Origin of the sequence: Haematobacter genomosp. 1 (genome assembly GCF_002196855.1) — a bacterium.
GTDB lineage: Bacteria > Pseudomonadota > Alphaproteobacteria > Rhodobacterales > Rhodobacteraceae > Haematobacter.
In genome coordinates this window covers 37,057-53,512 of sequence record NZ_NIPW01000030.1, presented here as the reverse complement: position 1 = coordinate 53,512, position 16,456 = coordinate 37,057, and the positions used below count along the sequence as shown (strand labels likewise).

At 68.0% G+C, this 16,456-nt stretch carries 14 protein-coding genes; 7 read left to right on the top strand and 7 right to left on the bottom strand.

Going from position 1 to position 16,456, the window contains the following annotated elements; all coding sequences use genetic code 11:
• The 4 genes from CDV49_RS15690 to hslV form a co-directional block, all read left to right on the top strand.
• Positions 1 to 960 (top strand): PD-(D/E)XK nuclease family protein (locus CDV49_RS15690; protein ID WP_179209238.1); only part of this gene is annotated, 960 nt, incomplete at its 5' end.
• The gene (addA, locus tag CDV49_RS15685; protein WP_088216356.1) at positions 957 to 4,454 is read left to right on the top strand and encodes a double-strand break repair helicase AddA; all 3,498 of its coding nucleotides are present in this window, start codon (positions 957 to 959) and stop codon (positions 4,452 to 4,454) included. The genes CDV49_RS15690 and addA, both read left to right, overlap by 4 nt.
• A gap of 54 nt (positions 4,455 to 4,508) precedes the next feature.
• A complete protein-coding gene (gene trxA, locus CDV49_RS15680; RefSeq protein ID WP_088216355.1) occupies positions 4,509 to 4,829 on the top strand; it encodes a thioredoxin in 321 nt (106 codons plus the stop codon).
• 73 nt (positions 4,830 to 4,902) lie between these two features.
• Entirely contained in the window at positions 4,903 to 5,466 is a 564-nt protein-coding gene (gene hslV, locus CDV49_RS15675) for an ATP-dependent protease subunit HslV (RefSeq protein WP_088216354.1), read from the top strand.
• Between the two features lie 215 nt (positions 5,467 to 5,681).
• Here the strand turns inward: hslV and CDV49_RS15670 are convergent, their stop codons facing one another.
• On the bottom strand, positions 5,682 to 6,170 hold the full coding sequence (locus CDV49_RS15670) for a pyridoxamine 5'-phosphate oxidase family protein (protein ID WP_088216353.1): 489 nt from the start codon (positions 6,168 to 6,170) through the stop codon (positions 5,682 to 5,684).
• Between the two features lie 79 nt (positions 6,171 to 6,249).
• Between CDV49_RS15670 and hslU the strand changes: the two genes are divergently transcribed.
• Positions 6,250 to 7,551: an ATP-dependent protease ATPase subunit HslU gene (gene hslU / locus CDV49_RS15665; RefSeq protein ID WP_088216352.1), complete on the top strand. Its 1,302-nt coding sequence runs from the start codon at positions 6,250 to 6,252 to the stop codon at positions 7,549 to 7,551.
• Positions 7,552 to 7,632: 81 nt separating this feature from the next.
• Here hslU and CDV49_RS15660 read toward each other — a convergent pair whose 3' ends face one another.
• Positions 7,633 to 9,927 carry an adenosylcobalamin-dependent ribonucleoside-diphosphate reductase gene (locus tag CDV49_RS15660; RefSeq protein WP_088216351.1) on the bottom strand — a complete coding sequence of 765 codons (2,295 nt, stop codon included), beginning with the start codon at positions 9,925 to 9,927 and terminating at the stop codon, positions 7,633 to 7,635.
• A gap of 123 nt (positions 9,928 to 10,050) precedes the next feature.
• Between CDV49_RS15660 and CDV49_RS15655 the strand changes: the two genes are divergently transcribed.
• The gene (locus CDV49_RS15655) at positions 10,051 to 10,470 is read left to right on the top strand and encodes a DUF1489 family protein (RefSeq protein ID WP_088216350.1); all 420 of its coding nucleotides are present in this window, start codon (positions 10,051 to 10,053) and stop codon (positions 10,468 to 10,470) included.
• A gap of 404 nt (positions 10,471 to 10,874) precedes the next feature.
• Here CDV49_RS15655 and hisG read toward each other — a convergent pair whose 3' ends face one another.
• From hisG to hisS, 3 genes are read right to left on the bottom strand one after another with little or no spacing between them, the layout of a single operon-like run.
• Positions 10,875 to 11,567 (bottom strand): ATP phosphoribosyltransferase, encoded by a 693-nt coding sequence (hisG, locus tag CDV49_RS15650; RefSeq protein ID WP_088216349.1) that lies wholly within the window; start codon positions 11,565 to 11,567, stop codon positions 10,875 to 10,877.
• Positions 11,558 to 12,670 carry an ATP phosphoribosyltransferase regulatory subunit gene (locus CDV49_RS15645; RefSeq protein WP_088216348.1) on the bottom strand — a complete coding sequence of 371 codons (1,113 nt, stop codon included), beginning with the start codon at positions 12,668 to 12,670 and terminating at the stop codon, positions 11,558 to 11,560. Before CDV49_RS15645 ends, hisG begins: the two co-directional genes overlap by 10 nt.
• Complete coding sequence (gene hisS / locus CDV49_RS15640; protein ID WP_088216347.1) at positions 12,670 to 14,172, bottom strand: histidine--tRNA ligase; 1,503 nt, start codon at positions 14,170 to 14,172, stop codon at positions 12,670 to 12,672. Before hisS ends, CDV49_RS15645 begins: the two co-directional genes overlap by 1 nt.
• A gap of 90 nt (positions 14,173 to 14,262) precedes the next feature.
• Between hisS and CDV49_RS15635 the strand changes: the two genes are divergently transcribed.
• Positions 14,263 to 14,469, top strand: coding sequence for a SlyX family protein (locus tag CDV49_RS15635; protein WP_088216346.1), 207 nt, complete (start codon positions 14,263 to 14,265; stop codon positions 14,467 to 14,469).
• Positions 14,470 to 14,643: 174 nt separating this feature from the next.
• On the opposite strand, the gene CDV49_RS15630 is transcribed toward CDV49_RS15635, so the two are convergent.
• Both CDV49_RS15630 and CDV49_RS15625 read right to left on the bottom strand, forming a co-directional pair.
• Complete coding sequence (locus CDV49_RS15630; RefSeq protein ID WP_088216345.1) at positions 14,644 to 15,627, bottom strand: NAD(P)H-quinone oxidoreductase; 984 nt, start codon at positions 15,625 to 15,627, stop codon at positions 14,644 to 14,646.
• Complete coding sequence (locus CDV49_RS15625) at positions 15,624 to 16,367, bottom strand: COQ9 family protein (protein WP_088216344.1); 744 nt, start codon at positions 16,365 to 16,367, stop codon at positions 15,624 to 15,626. The genes CDV49_RS15630 and CDV49_RS15625 overlap by 4 nt, the downstream gene beginning before the upstream one ends.
• Between the last annotated feature and the right edge of the window lie 89 nt (positions 16,368 to 16,456).

Here is a 16,456-nt window from a genome sequence, read left to right as displayed (position 1 = left end):
CCGCGCCCCTCCCCGCGCCCGCCCGCCGCCGCGCGGCCCGTGGAACTGCCGGTGACGGATATCGGGCGGCTGATCCGCGACCCCTATGCGGTCTATGCGCGGCGCATCCTGCGGCTCCGCCCGCTCGACCCGCTCCGGCCCGAACCGGATGCGGCCCTGCGCGGCTCGGTGCTGCACGAGATCCTCGCGCGGTTCTCCACCGTCGATCCCAGGGCGCCCGAGGCGCGGGCGCGGCTGATGAAGATTGCCGACACGGTGCTGGCGGATGAAGTGCCGTGGCCGGTGGCCCGCCGCCTGTGGCGCGCGCGGCTGGACAGGGCGGCGGACTGGTTCCTCGCGCGGGAGGCGCGGCGGGACGGCACGCCCCGGCTGGTGGAAAAGCCGGGAGGGATCACGCTGGAGCCGTCCGGCTTCCGGCTGACCGCCCGGCCCGACCGGATCGACGAGCTTCCCGACGGGCGCATCCACATCTACGACTACAAGACCGGCAGCCCGCCCACGGAGAAGCAGCAGCGCGCCTTCGACAAGCAGCTTCTGCTGGAGGCCGCGATGGCCGAACGCGGGGCATTCGAGGATTTCGGTCTCGCCGATATCGCGGGTGCCACCTATATCGGCCTCGGCGCCACGCCGAAGGAGGAGCCGCTCGACCTCTCCCCCGCCGTGACGGCGGCGGCATGGGAGCAACTGGCCCAGCTCATCGCCCGCTATGCGGCGGAGGAGACGGGCTATACCTCCCGCCGCGCGATGTTCAGCGAAGGCAGCGCCGGGGCCTACGACCACCTCGCCCGCTTCGGCGAATGGGAGATGACAGCCGTGCCGGAGCCGGAAGGCGTCGGGCAGGATGCGGCGGAAGCCGGTCCCTGCGGGGACGAGCCGCAGGCCATGCGGGCAGGGGATACCGGCAAGGAGCCCGGGGATGCCGTCCCCCACGCACCCCGGAACGGGAAGGACGACCGATGAGCCGCGACGCAGCCAGCCAGCGGCAGGTCGATGCCGCCAACCCCCGCGCCTCCACATGGCTTTCGGCCAACGCGGGCTCCGGCAAGACCCGCGTGCTGACGGACAGGGTGGCGCGGCTCCTGCTGAACGGGGTGGAGCCGCAGCGCATCCTCTGCCTGACCTATACCAAGGCCGCGGCGAGCGAGATGCAGAACCGCCTGTTTCACCGTCTGGGCGAATGGGCGATGCTGGGGGATGGGCCGCTTGGCGAGGCGCTGCTGAAGCTCGGCATTCCGGCGGCGGAGATCGGCGCGGAGCGGCTGCGGGGCGCGCGCCGCCTTTTCGCCCGCGCGATCGAAACCCCGGGCGGTCTGAAGATCCAGACGATCCACTCCTTCTGCGCCTCGCTGCTCCGCCGCTTTCCGCTGGAAGCCGGGGTCACCCCGCAGTTCAGCGAGATCGACGACCGTGCGGCAGAGCTTCTGCGCGAGGAGGTGATCGAGACGCTGGCCGACGATCCCCGCCATGTCGCCGCCGTGGACGGGGTGGCCGCGCTCTGGACCGGGGACAGCCTGAGGGATCTGGTGGCCCAGATCTGCCAGCACCGTGCAGCCTTCGCCGATCCGCTGGACCGCCGGGCGGCCTTCACGCTCTTTGGTCTGCCGGAGGCATTCACCGCCGCAGATGTGCTGGCCGATGTCTGTCTGGGCAATGAGGGCGACCTCTGCCGCGAGTTGATCGCGGCGCTGGAGACCGGCGGCGCGACGGACCTGTCCGCCGCAACGAAGCTCCGCGCCGCGCGGTTCGACCCGATGGGGCTTGGCACGCTCGCGGTGCTGGAGGGCGTGTTCCTGACCGGCGCTGCGGCAAAGGAGCCGTTCACCGCCAAGATCGGCAGCTTCCCCACCAAGGCCACCCGCGCCCGCGTGCCGCGCATGGCGATGGTGGAGGATCTGATGAAGCGGGTGGAGGCGGCGCGGGCCAGGCGCCTCGCCCTCGTCGCGGCGGAGCGCGCCGCGGCGCTCCACCGTTTCGCCGCTGCCTTCCTGCCGGAATACGACCGGCGCAAGGGGGAGCGCGGCTGGCTCGACTTCGACGACCTCATCACCCGCGCCCGCGCCCTGCTGACGGACCGCGCCGCCGCGCAATGGGTGCTGTTCCGGCTGGACGGCGGGATCGACCATATCCTCGTGGACGAGGCGCAGGACACCAGCCCCGGCCAATGGGCGGTGATTGAACGGCTGGCGGAAGAGTTCGCCGCGGGCGAAGGCGCACGGGTGGAGACGCCGCGCACGCTTTTCGTCGTGGGCGACAAGAAACAGTCGATCTACTCCTTCCAGGGGGCCGATCTTGCGGTGTTCGAGGCGATGCGGCAGGAGTTCGGCCAGCGTCTCGCGCGGATCGAGATGCCGCTGGTGGAACTGACGCTCGCCCACTCCTTCCGTTCCTCGGCCGCCGTCCTCGGCGTGGTGGACGCGACTTTCGCGGCGGATGGCGGCAAGGGGCTTGGCGGCGACGTGCGCCACATCGCCTTCAAGAACGACATGCCGGGACGGGTGGACCTGTGGCCGCTGGTGCCCAAGGCGGGCGACCCGGAGGAGGACGTCTGGTACGAACCCGTCGATCTCGTCACCGATCAGCATCACGAGGCGCGGCTTGCCCGGATGATCGCGCGGGAGATCCGGCGGCTGATAGACGCGGGCACGCTGATCCCCGAAGGCAACGGCCGCACTCATCCGATGACGGAGGGGGACGTGCTCATCCTCGTGCGCCGCCGGAACACCCTCTTTCGCGAGATCATCCGTGCCTGCAAGCAGGCCGGCCTTGCGATCGCCGGGGCGGACCGGCTGAAGCTCGCCGCCGAAATGGCCATCCGCGATCTGACGGCGCTGCTCTCCTTCCTCGTCACGCCGGAGGATGACCTGTCGCTGGCCGCCGCCCTCCGCTCGCCGCTGTTCGGCTGGGGGGAGGGCGATCTCTACCGGCTGGCGGAGCCGCGGGGCGGCGCCTTTCTCTGGGAGGCTCTGCGGCGGGAGCGGGAGCGGCACGGGCCGACCCTTGCGATGCTGGACGATCTGCGCGACCAGTCGGACTTCCTGCGGCCCTATGAGCTGGCCGAACGCATCCTGACCCGCCACGGCGGGCGGGGCAGGCTTCTGGCGCGGCTGGGGCCGGAGGCGGAGGACGGGATCAACGCCTTTCTCGCGCAGGCGCTGGCCTACGAGCAGGCGGAGGTGCCGAGCCTTCAGGGCTTCGTCGGCTGGCTCGCCTCCGGCGATGTGGAGGTCAAGCGGCAGGTGGACGCGGCGGGAGGACGCATCCGGGTGATGACGGTGCATGGCTCCAAGGGTCTGGAAGCCCCCGTGGTCATCATGCCCGATACCGCCAAAACGCGCCCGCAGGAGCGGGAGCAGATCTACCTTTCCAACGGCACGCCGCTCTGGCGCACCGCCGCCGCCGAAAGTCCCGACCTCATCGCCAGCGCGCGCGGCGACCTTCTCGCACGGCAGGAGGAGGAGCGGGCGCGGCTGCTTTATGTGGCGATGACGCGGGCGCAGTCCTGGCTCATCGTCTGCGGCGCTGGCGAGCCTGCGAAGGACCTGTCCTCCTGGCACGACCGGATCGCCGTGGGAATGGCGCGGGCGGCCGGGGCCAGTCTTGGGGCCAGTCTTGGTGCCAGTCCGGGCTCCAGTCTGGGCGCGGATCACGGCCGGGGGCTGGATGAGGGCCTGAAGCTGGCCCCCTGCCCGTTTCCCCCGGGAGAGGGCAAGCGGCTTTCCTGGGGCGACTGGCCCGCCGATCGCCCCGCCGACCGCCCCGGCGAGGGCGTCGCGGCCAGCGCGGAGCCGGCGCCCGCCGCCCTTCCCGGCTGGACGATGCAGCCCGCACCGCCGCCGCGAGAGGAGCCCGGCCCCGTCTCTCCCTCCGCCCTCGGCGGCGCGAAGGCCCTGCCGGGAGAGTCCGGTCTGGATGAGGCGGCGGCCAAGCTCCGCGGCACGCGGCTTCACCTTCTGCTCGAACACCTGCCGCATTACCCGGCGGCGGAGTGGGACCGGCTCTCCCACGATCTGCTGGCGCTGGACGACAACCCGCCGCCCGCAGCGGAGCGGCTGGCCCTGCTCGCGGAGGCCCGGGCGGTCATCGGCAATCCGGCGCTTGGCTTCCTGTTCGCGCCCGAGACCTTGGCCGAAGTGCCGGTCACGGCGGAAATCGGCGGGCGGCGGATGCTCGGCACCATCGACCGGCTTGTGATCACATCCGATCACGTCCTCGCCATCGACTTCAAGTCGAACGCCGTGGTCCCTTCCTCGGAAGCGGGGGTGCCGGAAGGTATTCTCCGCCAGATGGGAGCCTATGCGGCGGCGCTCCGCCTGATCTGGCCCGGACGGCGGGTGGAGACGGCGGTGCTCTGGACGCGGACGGGGGTGCTCATGCCGCTCTGCCCGGCGCGGGTGGCCGCGGCGCTTGCCGCGGCGATACCCGCGACCCGGGAAGCCGATCCCTGTCCGCCTTGACGCTCCCCTTCGCCATACCTACGTTTCCCCCAACACTCACCCGAGGAGAATCCGATGGCCACGCAACCCGTCACCGATGCCACCTTTGACAGCGAAGTCCGCCAGTCCGACCTGCCGGTCGTGGTGGATTTCTGGGCCGAATGGTGCGGCCCCTGCCGCCAGATCGGCCCGGCGCTGGAAGAACTCGCCGCCGAATACGACGGCAAGGTCAAGATCGTGAAGGTGAATGTGGACGAAAACCCGCAGTCGCCCTCGCAGCTCGGTGTGCGCGGCATCCCGGCGCTGTTCCTGTTCAAGGACGGTGAGGTGGTGTCCAACAAGATCGGCGCCGCACCGAAGGCGGCACTCAAGAACTGGATCGACAACGCGATCTGATCGCGGCGCGATCCATGGCAGGGGCGCCCGCATCGGGGCGCCCTTTTGCTTGGCATCCCGGAAGGAGAGAAGAATGGCGGAAGAACGGTTCCCCGGCTGGCATGGCACGACGATCGTCGGCATCCGCAAGGGCGACGAGGTGGTGGTCGCGGGTGACGGGCAGGTGAGCCTTGGCCAGACCGTCATCAAGGGCACCGCCCGCAAGGTGCGCCGCCTCTGCCCCGGTGGGGTGCGGGAGATCGTGGCGGGCTTCGCCGGGTCAACCGCCGATGCCTTCACGCTGCTGGAGCGGCTGGAGGCAAAGCTGGAGGCGACACCCGGACAGCTCGCGCGCGCCTGTGTCGATCTGGCGAAAGACTGGCGGACGGACAAATACCTGCGGAATCTGGAGGCGATGCTGATCGTCACCGACGGGCGGGATCTGCTGGTGCTGACCGGCGCGGGCGACGTTCTGGAACCGGAGGACGGCGTGGCCGCCATCGGTTCGGGGGGCAACTACGCCAAGGCGGCAGCGCTGGCCCTGATCGACAGCGATCTTCCCGCCGAAGATATCGCCCGCCGCGCCATGAAGATCGCGAGCGACATCTGCGTCTATACCAACGGCAATCTGACCGTGGAGCGGATCACCGCCCCCTGACACCTGCGCGGGGAGGGCCCGATTCCTCCCCGCGTATTCAGGAGTCGCGGTCTGTCAGGCGGCCGGCCGCTTTGCACAGCCCTCACCCCGGCAATGGGTGCTCCCTTTCCCCGACCGTGGATTTGCACTGACACTGTGCCGAGCGACAAGGGAAGACGCGGAACTGAAAGCTACACCCCGCGTCCCGCGAACCGGCGCGTCCCGCAAAACCGGCGTCAGAGGCGCACCTCCGCCACGTTGTCCTTGTAGTCCTCCTTCGGGTCGGAGCCGAACAGATGCTTGATCCCGGCCCACATGCCGCTGGCGTCCTTCCAGATCTCCGCGCTTTCCGGGTCGAAGCGGAGGAGCGCGAGTTTGGGATCGTCCTTCCCTTCCTCATACCAGGCGGCGATGTGACGGTTCCACAGGCGGTCCACCACCGCGCGATCATTATCGACCGTGAGCGAGCCGTGCAGGCAGGCAAAGATCCCGTGACCCTCCGAGGTGAACGTGGCGATGGCCAGCGACGTCTTGTCGCCCAGACCGCGCACAAGCTCGCTGTCGCGGCTGGTGAAGAACCACACGGGGCCGCCCTCTTCACCCTCGAAAAGCGCTGTCATCGGGCGGGTATGGCTGTCATCCTTGCCCGAAATGCCCAGCATGACCGTCATGTCGGATTTCAGCGCTTTCCAGAAGTCGGCCGCGAGTTCCTGGGGGGTAGGCATTGTCATTCCTCCGCTACTGCATAATTGGGAAACGGGCGGAATGCGCGCGTGTTCCCGCAACTGACGAACAGGACCAGACATGACCAACCTTACCCCGCGCGAGATCGTCTCGGAGCTCGACCGTTTCATCATCGGCCAGAAGGAGGCGAAACGCGCCGTGGCCGTTGCCCTGCGCAACCGCTGGCGGCGAAAGCAGCTTCCGCCCGAGATGCAGGAGGAGGTCTATCCGAAGAACATCCTGATGATCGGGCCGACCGGCGTCGGCAAGACCGAGATCTCCCGCCGTCTGGCAAAGCTCGCGAAAGCGCCGTTCATCAAGGTGGAAGCCACGAAGTTCACCGAGGTCGGCTATGTCGGCCGGGACGTGGAGCAGATCATCCGCGATCTCTGCGACGCGGCCATCGCGGAAACCCGCGACCGGATGCGCGAGGAGGTGAAGGCCCGCGCCCACAAGGCCGCGGAGGAGCGCGTCGTCGAAGCCATCGCGGGCCGGGACGCACGGGAACAGACGCGCGAGATGTTCCGCCAGAAGCTGAAACGCGGCGAGCTTGACGGGCAGGTCATCGAGCTGGAGGTGCAGGATACGTCCAGCCCGTTCGGGGGGATGGAGATCCCCGGCCAGCCCGGACTGGGGGCGGTCAATCTCGGCGATATCTTCGGCAAGGCGCTCGGCGGGCGGCGCGTGAAGCGCAAGCTGAGCGTGGCCGAAAGCTATGAGGTGCTGATCGCCGAGGAGGCGGACAAGCTCATCGACGACGAAACCGTGACGCGCGCCGCGCTCGAATCGGTCCAGCAGAACGGCATCGTCTTCATCGACGAGATCGACAAGGTGGTGGCTCGGGGCGATGCCCGCGGCGCGGAAGTGAGCCGCGAGGGCGTTCAGCGTGACCTGCTGCCGCTGATCGAGGGGACGACCGTTTCCACCAAATATGGCCCGGTCAAGACCGACCACATCCTCTTCATCGCCTCCGGTGCCTTCCATGTCGCCAAACCCTCCGACCTGCTGCCGGAGCTTCAGGGCCGCCTGCCGATCCGGGTGGAACTGCGGGCGCTGACCGAGGAGGACTTCGTGCGCATCCTGAACGAGACGGACAACGCGCTGACCCGGCAATATGCGGGGCTGATGGGCACGGAATCCGTCACCGTGACCTTCACCGACGATGGCATCGCCGCGGTGGCGCGGATCGCGGCGGATGTGAACCGCTCGGTGGAGAACATCGGCGCGCGGCGGCTTTACACGGTCATGGAGCGGGTGTTCGAGGAGTTGTCCTTCACCTCGCCCGACAGAGCGGGCGAGACCGTAACGGTCGATGCCGATTTCGTGGAGAACAACGTGGGCGCGCTGGCGCGGTCCGCCGATCTCAGCCGCTACGTGCTCTGAGCGGTTTTCTCTCCCGGCGATGAACCGGCCTCATCGGGCCGGCTCATTCCCCCCTCCCATGCGTGGCGCGGACCCTTTCCTTCACGAACATTTGGAATAGCCGCAGTCCAGACAGGTCATGCAGCCCTCCGCCATGTGGAGATCGTGGCCGCCGCAGTTGGGACAGGCGGGGCCGCGTTGTTCCCCCACCGCCACCCGCTCCGCACGGGGATCGGACTTCAGCCCCTGGCCCTCGCCCGCGATGAACCCGATGGAGACGAGGTGCCGCTCGATCACCCCCCCGATCGCAGCAAGGATGGAGGGCACGTAGCGTCCCTCCATCCAGGCCCCGCCGCGCGGGTCGAACACCGCCTTCAGCTCCTCCACCACGAAGGACACGTCCCCCCCGCGCCGGAACACGGCGGAGATCATCCGCGTCAGCGCCACGGTCCAGGCATAGTGTTCCATGTTCTTGGAGTTGATGAACACCTCGAACGGCCGCCGCTGACCGCCCACGACGATATCGTTGACGGTGATGTAGATCGCATGGTTCGAATCGGGCCATTTCAGCTTGTAGGTCTGGCCTTCCAGCGCCTGGGGCCGGTCCAGCGGGTCGCTGAGATAGACGACCTCCCCGCCGGTGGCGGCACGCGCGGGATGTTCCCCGGCGGGCGCGGGAGTAGCCGCGGGCTCCGGTTTCGTCTCCGCCACGGTCAGGACAGATCCCGTCACGCTGTTGGGACGGTAGGTGGTGCAGCCCTTGCATCCTGTTTCATAGGCGGCGAGATAGACATCCTTGAATGCGTCGAAGGAGATATCCTCCGGGCAGTTGATCGTCTTGGAGATGGAACTGTCGATCCATTTCTGTGCCGCCGCCTGCATCCGCACATGGTCGAGCGGGGCGAGGTTCTGGGCATCCACGAACCACTCCGGCAGGGGCGCATCGCCGAACCGCTCCCGCCACAGGCGGACGGCGTAATCCACCACTTCCTCCTCCGTCCGCGATCCGTCCTTCTGGAGCACCTTGCGCGTGTAGGCATAGGCAAAGACCGGTTCGATCCCGGAGGAGACGTTGCCCGCGAAAAGCGAGATCGTCCCCGTTGGCGCGATGGAGGTGAGCAGCGCGTTGCGGATGCCCTTCTCCCGGATCGCGGCCCGCACCTCCTCATCCATGTCGCGCAGGGAACCGGAGGAAAGGAACTTCTCCACGTCGAACAGCGGAAAGGCCCCCTTCTCCGCCGCCAGATCGGCGGAGGCGAGATAGGCGGAGCGCGCGATGGCATGCAGCCATTCCTCCGTCCGTAGGGCCGCCTCCTCCGAGCCATAGCGCAGGCCCAGCATCAGCAGCGCATCCGCCAGCCCCGTGACGCCCAGCCCGATCCGCCGCTTCGCCGCCGCCTCCGCCGCCTGTTCCGGCAGGGGGAAGCGCGAGGCATCGACGACATTGTCCATCATGCGGACGGCCACGCGCACCAGATCGTCCAGCGCGTCGAGATCCAGCCGCGCCTCCGCCCCGAAGGGATCGGAGACCAGCCGCGCGAGGTTGACGGAACCCAGCAGACAGGCCCCATAGGGCGGGAGCGGCTGCTCCCCGCAGGGATTGGTGGCGGAGATCGTCTCGCAATAGGCGAGGTTGTTCATCGCGTTGATCCGGTCGATGAAGATCACCCCCGGCTCCGCATAATCATAGGTGGAGCGCATGATGCCGTTCCACAGGTCACGCGCCTGCACCGTGCGATAGACCTTGCCGCCAAAGGTCAGATCCCACGGCCCGTCCGCCTTCACCGCCGCCATGAACGCGTCCGTCACCAGAACGGAGAGGTTGAACATCCGCAGCCGCGCGGGATCGCGCTTGGCTTCGATGAACGCCTCTATGTCGGGATGGTCGCAGCGCATGGTGGCCATCATGGCGCCCCGCCGCGATCCGGCGGACATGATCGTGCGGCACATCGCATCCCACACATCCATGAAGGAAAGCGGGCCGGAGGCATCCGCCGCCACGCCCTTCACCTCCGCCCCCCGCGGGCGGATGGTGGAGAAATCATAGCCGATGCCGCCCCCCTGCTGCATGGTCAGCGCGGCTTCCTTCAACATGTCGAAGATCCCCGCCATGCTGTCCGGGATCGTTCCCATGACGAAGCAGTTGAAGAGCGTGACGCTGCGGCCGGTGCCAGCGCCCGCAATGATTCGGCCTGCAGGCAGGAAGCGGAAATCCTCCAGCGCGGCGTAGAAGCGGTTTTCCCATGCGCCGGGGTCTGCTTCCGTCTCCGCCAGCGCGCGGGCGACGCGGCGCCAGGTATCCTCCACCGTGCCGTCCACGGGGGTGCCGTCCGCCTGCCGGAGCCGGTACTTCATGTCCCAGATCTGTTCGGCGATGGCGGTTTCAAAGCGGGACATGGCAGAACCCTGTATGTTGTGTGCGAATTGGCGGATGACACAAGATAGGCATTGATCTGTCAGGGTCAACCTTGCCCTCCGGCCGATCCGCGCCTATGTGATCCGGTATCCCCGGAGGCGATGATGACCGATTCCCTGCATATCGTGAAGCTTTGCGTCGGCGCTGAGGCGGTCGATGACCTGATCCGCTGGCAGAAGGAGCGGTATCCCGCCGGCAATCCGGTGCATGTCACGCGCATGTGGCCGAAGCGGGAGACGGAGATCCTCTCGGGCGGTTCGCTCTACTGGGTGTTCAAGGGGCTGATCCTCGCCCGTCAGCGCCTGCTGGCGTTCGAGGAACGCGATCACGGCGACGGCATCCGGCGCTGCGGCTTCGTGCTGGACCGGGAGGTAGTGCAGACCCATCCGATGCCCCGGCGCCCGTTTCAGGGCTGGCGCTACCTTGCCGCCGCCGATGCGCCGCGGGATCTGCCCAAGGGGCGGGAGAACGAGGATCTTCCCCCCGCCCTCGCCGCCATGCTGGATGAGATCGGCCTTCGCTAGCAGACCGCTCTTGGCAGGCTGCTGAAAAAGCCTTTCCGAGCTGCGTCGAAGCGGAAGTCATTCGTGATCTGGCGAAACCCGGCCGGAAATTCACACGCTTCGGACCATCCCAGAGCCGATTTCCCGTTTCCAGAGCATGGGCATGGCGCTTCTTGAGCAACCTGTCAGGCCCGAGCCGGAGCGGGAATCGCTCGCGATCTGACGAAACCCGGCCGGAAATCCGTACGTTTCGGACCATCCCAGAGCCGATTTCCCGTTTCCAGAGCATGGACACGACACTTCAGGCTTCTTCAGCAGCCTGCCAAGCCCGAGCCGGAGCGGGAATCGCTCGCGATCTGATGGAAACCCGGCCGGAAATCCACATGGTTCCGGCCGGGTCTCAGAACATGGACGGACACAGCCTGCTAGACGCCGATCCGGGCGGAAAGCTGGGTCAGCGCGCTGCGCTCCCCCTCGGTCAGCGGCGCGCTGCGCGACAGGAACAGCGTGGCTTCCGACCGGTGGATGAGACCGTCCGACAGGATCTTCAGGTGGTTGGCGCGCAACGTCTCCCCGGTGGAGGTGATGTCGGCGATCGCCTCCGCCGTCAGGTTCTTCACCGTCCCCTCCGTCGCGCCCTGACTGTCCACAAGCTGATAATCGGCCACGCCGTTGTCGCGCAGGAACTCCCGCACCAGCCGGTGATATTTGGTGGCGATACGCAGCCGGTGCCCGTGGCGCGCCCGGAAATCCGAGGCTACGGCGTCCAGATCGTCCAGACAGTCCACATCGACCCAGAGCGCCGGAACCGCGATCACCAGATCGGCGAAGCCGAAGCCCAGCGGGGCCAGCGCCTCTGCCCGTTGCTGCCAGTCGACGATCTTCTCCCGCACCAGATCGGATCCGGTCACGCCGAGATGGATGCGGCCCGCCTGAAGCTCCCTCGGGATCTCTCCGGCGGAGAGCAGGACCAGTTCCACACCCTCCACCCCGCCGACATGGCCGGAATATTCCCTGTCGGACCCCGTGCGCATCAGCCGCACGCCGCGCGCGCCGAACCATTCGAAGGTCTTTTCCATCAGGCGGCCCTTGGAGGGCACGCCGAGCTTCACCGCCATTCGCCCGCCTCCTTCAGCTCCGCCAGCACGCCCGGCCGGATGATGCCGCCGACCGCGGGGATCGACTGCCCCAGCCCCAGCCGGGAGGTCATCGCGTCATAGCGCCCGCCGGTCGCCACCGGCGGAAGATCCGGGCGGCGTTCGGCATAGAAGCCAAAGACGAAGCCGTCGTAATATTCCAGCGTGGTGCGCCCGAAGCTCGCCTCGAAATCCAGCCGGTCCACATCGATCCCGTGCGCGACCAGAGCATCCAGCCTGAGAGACATCCGTTCCACCGCCGGAAACAGCCCCGGCATGTCCACGGAGAGATCCTCCAGACGGCTGAGCGCGGCGGGCGCGGTATCGCGCAGCCCGATCAGCTCATCCAGTATCTCCGCCTGGAGGGCGGGGATCGGTGGCGTATCGGCCTCCTCCACCAGATGGCGCACCCGGGCGGCGACTTCCTCATCGCTGCGCAGACCGACGGCGGTGCCCGCTTCCCAAAGGAGCCGCTCCACCGGCGTCGCGGCAAGCCCCCGCAGCATCCGCTTGCGCGCATCCGTGGGTTTGGTGCGGCCGGAATACTGGTCCAGCAGGGCGCGGAACCGGCGGGGCCGCCAGATATGGTGATGAAGCCGCGCCTTGCGCGCCTCCGAAGTCTCCAGCGCGTTCACCGCGGCCAGCAGCAGGCCCATGTCGCCCGTTGCGGCCCGAAGGCCGAGCGGGGCCAGTATCTCCGCGAACAGCGCAAAGACCTCGGCATCCGCCGCAGGAATATCGTCGCGGGCAAAAAGCTCGTAACCCACCTGGAAATACTCGCTGGCCCGCGCGCCGCGATGTTCCTGACGGCGGAAGACCTCGCCGAAATAGGTGTAGCGGGCGGGCTCCGCGCCCTGCGCCATGTGCATCTGCACGACGGGCACGGTGAAGTCCGGGCGCAGCATCTGCTCCCCCCGGAGCGGATCGGACGTCACATAGGCGCGGGCGCGGATATCCTCGCCATACAGGTCCAGCAGCGTTTCGGCAGGCTGGAGGATATCCGTCTCCACCGGCAGGGCGCCTGCCAGCAGGAACCGCGAAAAGATCGCCTCGCCCTCGGCCCGTGCGGCTGCTTTCGCCGGCATCAATACCGCCCGAGGATGCTGCGCACCCCCTGCACCAGTTCGCTCCGCGGCAGTTCGATCTGCGCAGGCTGGGATTTCCATTCCTCAAGGCTCGCCTCGGCGGCGATCCTGGCGCCCAGATACAGATCCTTGAGCTGCACGACGCCCCGCGCGCGCTCATCCGATCCCTGGATCACCGCAACAGGAGAATTGCGTTTGTCGGCATATTTGAGCTGATTGCCGAAGTTCTTCGGGTTGCCCAGATAGACCTCCGCCCGGATCCCGGCGTTCCGCAGTTCCGCCACCATCGACTGGCAATCCGCCAGCCGCTCGCGGTCCATCACGGTGACGATGACCGGGCCAGCAGTTTCGCCGCCGATCCGCCCCTTGGCCCGCAGCGCGGCCAGCAGACGGTCCACGCCGATGGAAACGCCGGTCGCGGGCACGGTCTGGCCGGTGAAGCGCTTCACCAGATCGTCATAGCGCCCGCCGCCCGCAACGGAACCGAACTGCCGCGGACGGCCCTTTTCATCGAGGATCTCGAAGGTCAGCTCCGCCTCGAACACCGGGCCGGTGTAGTAGCCAAGGCCGCGGACCACCGCCGGGTCGATCATCACCCGATCCGCCCCGTAGCCCTGCGCATCCAGAAGCTCCGCGATCTGTTCAAGCTCGCCCACGCCCTCCAGCCCGATGGCCGATGCGCCGACGAGTTCCCGCAGCCGGGCCACGGTCGCCGCACCGCTGTCGCGCCGCGCGGCCATGAAGCCCATGACCACATCGGCCTGCTCCGGGCCAAGCCCCGCGCCCTTGGTGAAATCACCGGATTCGTCCCGCCGCCCCTCGCCCAGCAGGGCGCGGACACCCGCCTCCCCCAGCCGGTCGATCTTGTCGATGGCGCGCAGCACGATACCGCGCTCGGAGGCGAAGCGATCAGGGTCGGCGGGGTCGAGCACGCCCGCAACCTCCATCACCCCGTTCAGCACCTTCCGGTCGTTCACGCGCACGACATAATCGCCCCGCGGAATCCCCAAGGTTTCCAGCGTGTCGGAGAGCATCGCGCAGATCTCGGCATCCGCGGCCACGCTGGCGGAACCCACCGTATCGGCATCGCACTGATAGAACTGGCGGAAGCGTCCCGGCCCGGGCTTTTCGTTCCGCCAGACAGGCCCCATGGCATAGCGACGGTAGGGGGAGGGCAGGTCGTTACGGAACTGCGCGGCCACGCGGGCCAGCGGCGCCGTCATGTCATAGCGAAGCGCGAGCCAGTCGCCCTCGTCCTGCCAGGCGAAGACGCCATCATTCGGGCGGTCCACATCGGGAAGGAACTTGCCGAGCGCCTCCACCGTCTCCACCGCCGGGGTTTCCAGCGGATCGAAGCCGAAGAGATGATACACCTCGGCAATCCGGTCGAGCATGGTCTTGCGTTCGGTGACCTCTGCGCCGAAATAGTCCCGGAAGCCGCGGGGGTTCTCCGCCTTGGGTCGGCGGGTTCCCTTGGCCTGGCTGCCCTTGTCCTTCGCCATCGGTGTGCCTCGTGGTTGACGGGCGTCGTCTAGCGGATGGACCCGTTCGGGGCAAGGCAATGCGGCTTTTTGGCCCGAAAGGACGAGATTATGGATGACCGCCTTACCCGAGCGGAGGAACAGATCGCCCACCTCACCCGGATCGTGGAGGACCTGTCGGACGTGACGAGCGCGCAGGCCCGTGACCTCGCACGCCTGACGCGGCTCGTCTCCCTGCTGATGGAGCGGGAGGCGGAGCGCGAGATGCAGGCCGGGGGCACGATCCCGCTCGCCGACCAGAAACCGCCGCATTACTGAAAGGGCCGGGCCACCGCCCGCCCTTTTCGGGCAAGGGCCGCAGAAAAAGGGGCCGCAGAGATCCGCCGCATGAGCCACGGCTGCTGCGGCCCTGTCTGACAGCCCGCTCGGGCCCGCGCCAAGCGCAGGCCCGCAGGGCGGAGGCCACCGGCCAACCCTCCGGCGGTCCCCTCCTCACGCCACCTTCAGGACGATCTTGCCGATATGGGCGGAGCTTTCCATCCGTTCATGCGCCCGAGACGCCTGCTCAAGCGGAAAGACCGAATCCATCACCGGGGCCACACGCCCTGCCGACAGCAATGGCCAGACCGACGCCTCAAGCCCCTGCGCGATTCGCGCCTTGTCGAGATCGGAGAGCGGCCGGAGCGTCGATCCGGTGACGGATAGCCGCCGCCGCATCGGCAGGCCGAAATTCACCTCCGCCGTCGGACCGGAGAGGAAGGCGATCTGCACCAGCCTGCCATCCTCCGCCAATGCGCGCAGATTGCGCGGGATGTAATCGCCCCCCACCATGTCGAGGATCAGGTCCGCCCCGCCTTCCCCCTTCAACACGGCGACGAAATCCTCCTCCCGGTAGTTGATCGCCCTCTCCGCGCCCAGAGCACGGCAAGCGTCGCACTTTTCCCCGCTCCCCGCCGTGGCAAAGACCCGGGCGCCAAAGGCATGGGCAAGCTGGATGGCCGTCGTGCCGATGCCGGAGGATCCGCCGTGGACGAGGAACCGCTCCCCCGCCTTCAGCTTTCCGCGGCCAAAGACATTGGTCCAGACGGTGAAAAATGTCTCGCAAAGTGCCGCCGCAGCGGCGGGCTCAAGCCGCTCCGGCACCGGCAGCGCCTGCCCCCAATGGGTCACGACATAATCCGCGTAGCCGCCGCCGGGCGTCAGGGCGACAACCGCATCGCCCGCCTTCCAGCGCTGCGCTCCCGGCCCAACGGCAACGACATGACCCGAGACCTCCAACCCCGGCAGGTCGGAGGCCGTGGGGGGCGGTGCATAGTTCCCGGCACGTTGCAGGGCATCGGGACGGTTCACGCCCGCATAGTCCACCCGGATCAGGATCTGTCCGTAGCCCGGTTGCGGAATCGGGCGCTCCACCAGGCGCAGCACTTCAGGCCCGCCGGGCCGCGATATCTCGACGGCACGCATGGACCGGCTCATTCCGCCGTCCTCCCGAGCGGGCCGGGGGCCGTCCTTGATCGCCGTCCGGGCAACCCGTCCCTCCGGCACCGGTCGGGCGAGGGCACCTGCCGGGCCAGCCAGTCGGGGCCGGTCATCAGCAGATTGAATCCGGGCGTCTTGCGCAGGAAGGACTTGGTCTTTTCGATCCGCATGACCCCGTCGATCCGCCGCTCCAGAAACGCCGCGGTTGCGCTGCTGTCGGGCGTTTCGTCCCCAAGCCAGTAGAGCACCGTCGCGCCAAAGACCCCGGAAAGGCTTGCGCGTTTCGTGTACCAGTTCAGGTCGTCCGCCGTGTCGCCAAGCGCTGTCCAGATGGCATCCGCCGTCTGCCAGACCAGCCGGGATCCCTCCGCCGCGTGCTGGGGCAGCGAAAAGAGCGTCATGCCGCGGCGCACCGCCTCCCGGTCCCCTGCGAGTTCAAGGCGCAGCATGACGGCCTTTGCAACCCGCTCGCGGAAGCGCAGGGCGGAAAGGTCGCTCGTCGCCAGCGCCTCTGCCATGCGCCTGTCGCCGCGGACGTGGAAAGCGTGCGCAAGATCGATTGCGCCCCGCGGCGCGGCCATATGCGCCAGAGTGGGATCGAGCCCCGAATCATCAACAGCCGCCCTGTAGGTGACGGCAGTCCAGCCATCGAAGACGACATGCGGCAGCGCCGCGTCCAGAAGGCGATCGCGAACCTCCTCCATGGAATGAGCTGAGCCGGAAGAAGTTTCGGTCATGGCAATTCCCCTTTTCCTTGCGAGGCGCGGTGGACAACCCCTTTACCCTCTGATATGGAGCGGCGTCCTGCACCTGACAGAAACCCTAG

Bases quoted from the DNA above. Each gene is read 5' to 3' on its own strand.
- addA (WP_088216356.1), top strand. From the start codon at position 957: ATGAGCCGCGACGCAGCCAGCCAGCGGCAGGTCGATGCCGCCAACCCC.
- trxA (WP_088216355.1), top strand. From the start codon at position 4,509: ATGGCCACGCAACCCGTCACCGATGCCACCTTTGACAGCGAAGTCCGC.
- hslV (WP_088216354.1), top strand. From the start codon at position 4,903: ATGGCGGAAGAACGGTTCCCCGGCTGGCATGGCACGACGATCGTCGGC.
- CDV49_RS15670 (WP_088216353.1), bottom strand. From the start codon at position 6,170: ATGCCTACCCCCCAGGAACTCGCGGCCGACTTCTGGAAAGCGCTGAAA.
- hslU (WP_088216352.1), top strand. From the start codon at position 6,250: ATGACCAACCTTACCCCGCGCGAGATCGTCTCGGAGCTCGACCGTTTC.
- CDV49_RS15660 (WP_088216351.1), bottom strand. From the start codon at position 9,927: ATGTCCCGCTTTGAAACCGCCATCGCCGAACAGATCTGGGACATGAAG.
- CDV49_RS15655 (WP_088216350.1), top strand. From the start codon at position 10,051: ATGACCGATTCCCTGCATATCGTGAAGCTTTGCGTCGGCGCTGAGGCG.
- hisG (WP_088216349.1), bottom strand. From the start codon at position 11,567: ATGGCGGTGAAGCTCGGCGTGCCCTCCAAGGGCCGCCTGATGGAAAAG.
- CDV49_RS15645 (WP_088216348.1), bottom strand. From the start codon at position 12,670: ATGCCGGCGAAAGCAGCCGCACGGGCCGAGGGCGAGGCGATCTTTTCG.
- hisS (WP_088216347.1), bottom strand. From the start codon at position 14,172: ATGGCGAAGGACAAGGGCAGCCAGGCCAAGGGAACCCGCCGACCCAAG.
- CDV49_RS15635 (WP_088216346.1), top strand. From the start codon at position 14,263: ATGGATGACCGCCTTACCCGAGCGGAGGAACAGATCGCCCACCTCACC.
- CDV49_RS15630 (WP_088216345.1), bottom strand. From the start codon at position 15,627: ATGAGCCGGTCCATGCGTGCCGTCGAGATATCGCGGCCCGGCGGGCCT.
- CDV49_RS15625 (WP_088216344.1), bottom strand. From the start codon at position 16,367: ATGACCGAAACTTCTTCCGGCTCAGCTCATTCCATGGAGGAGGTTCGC.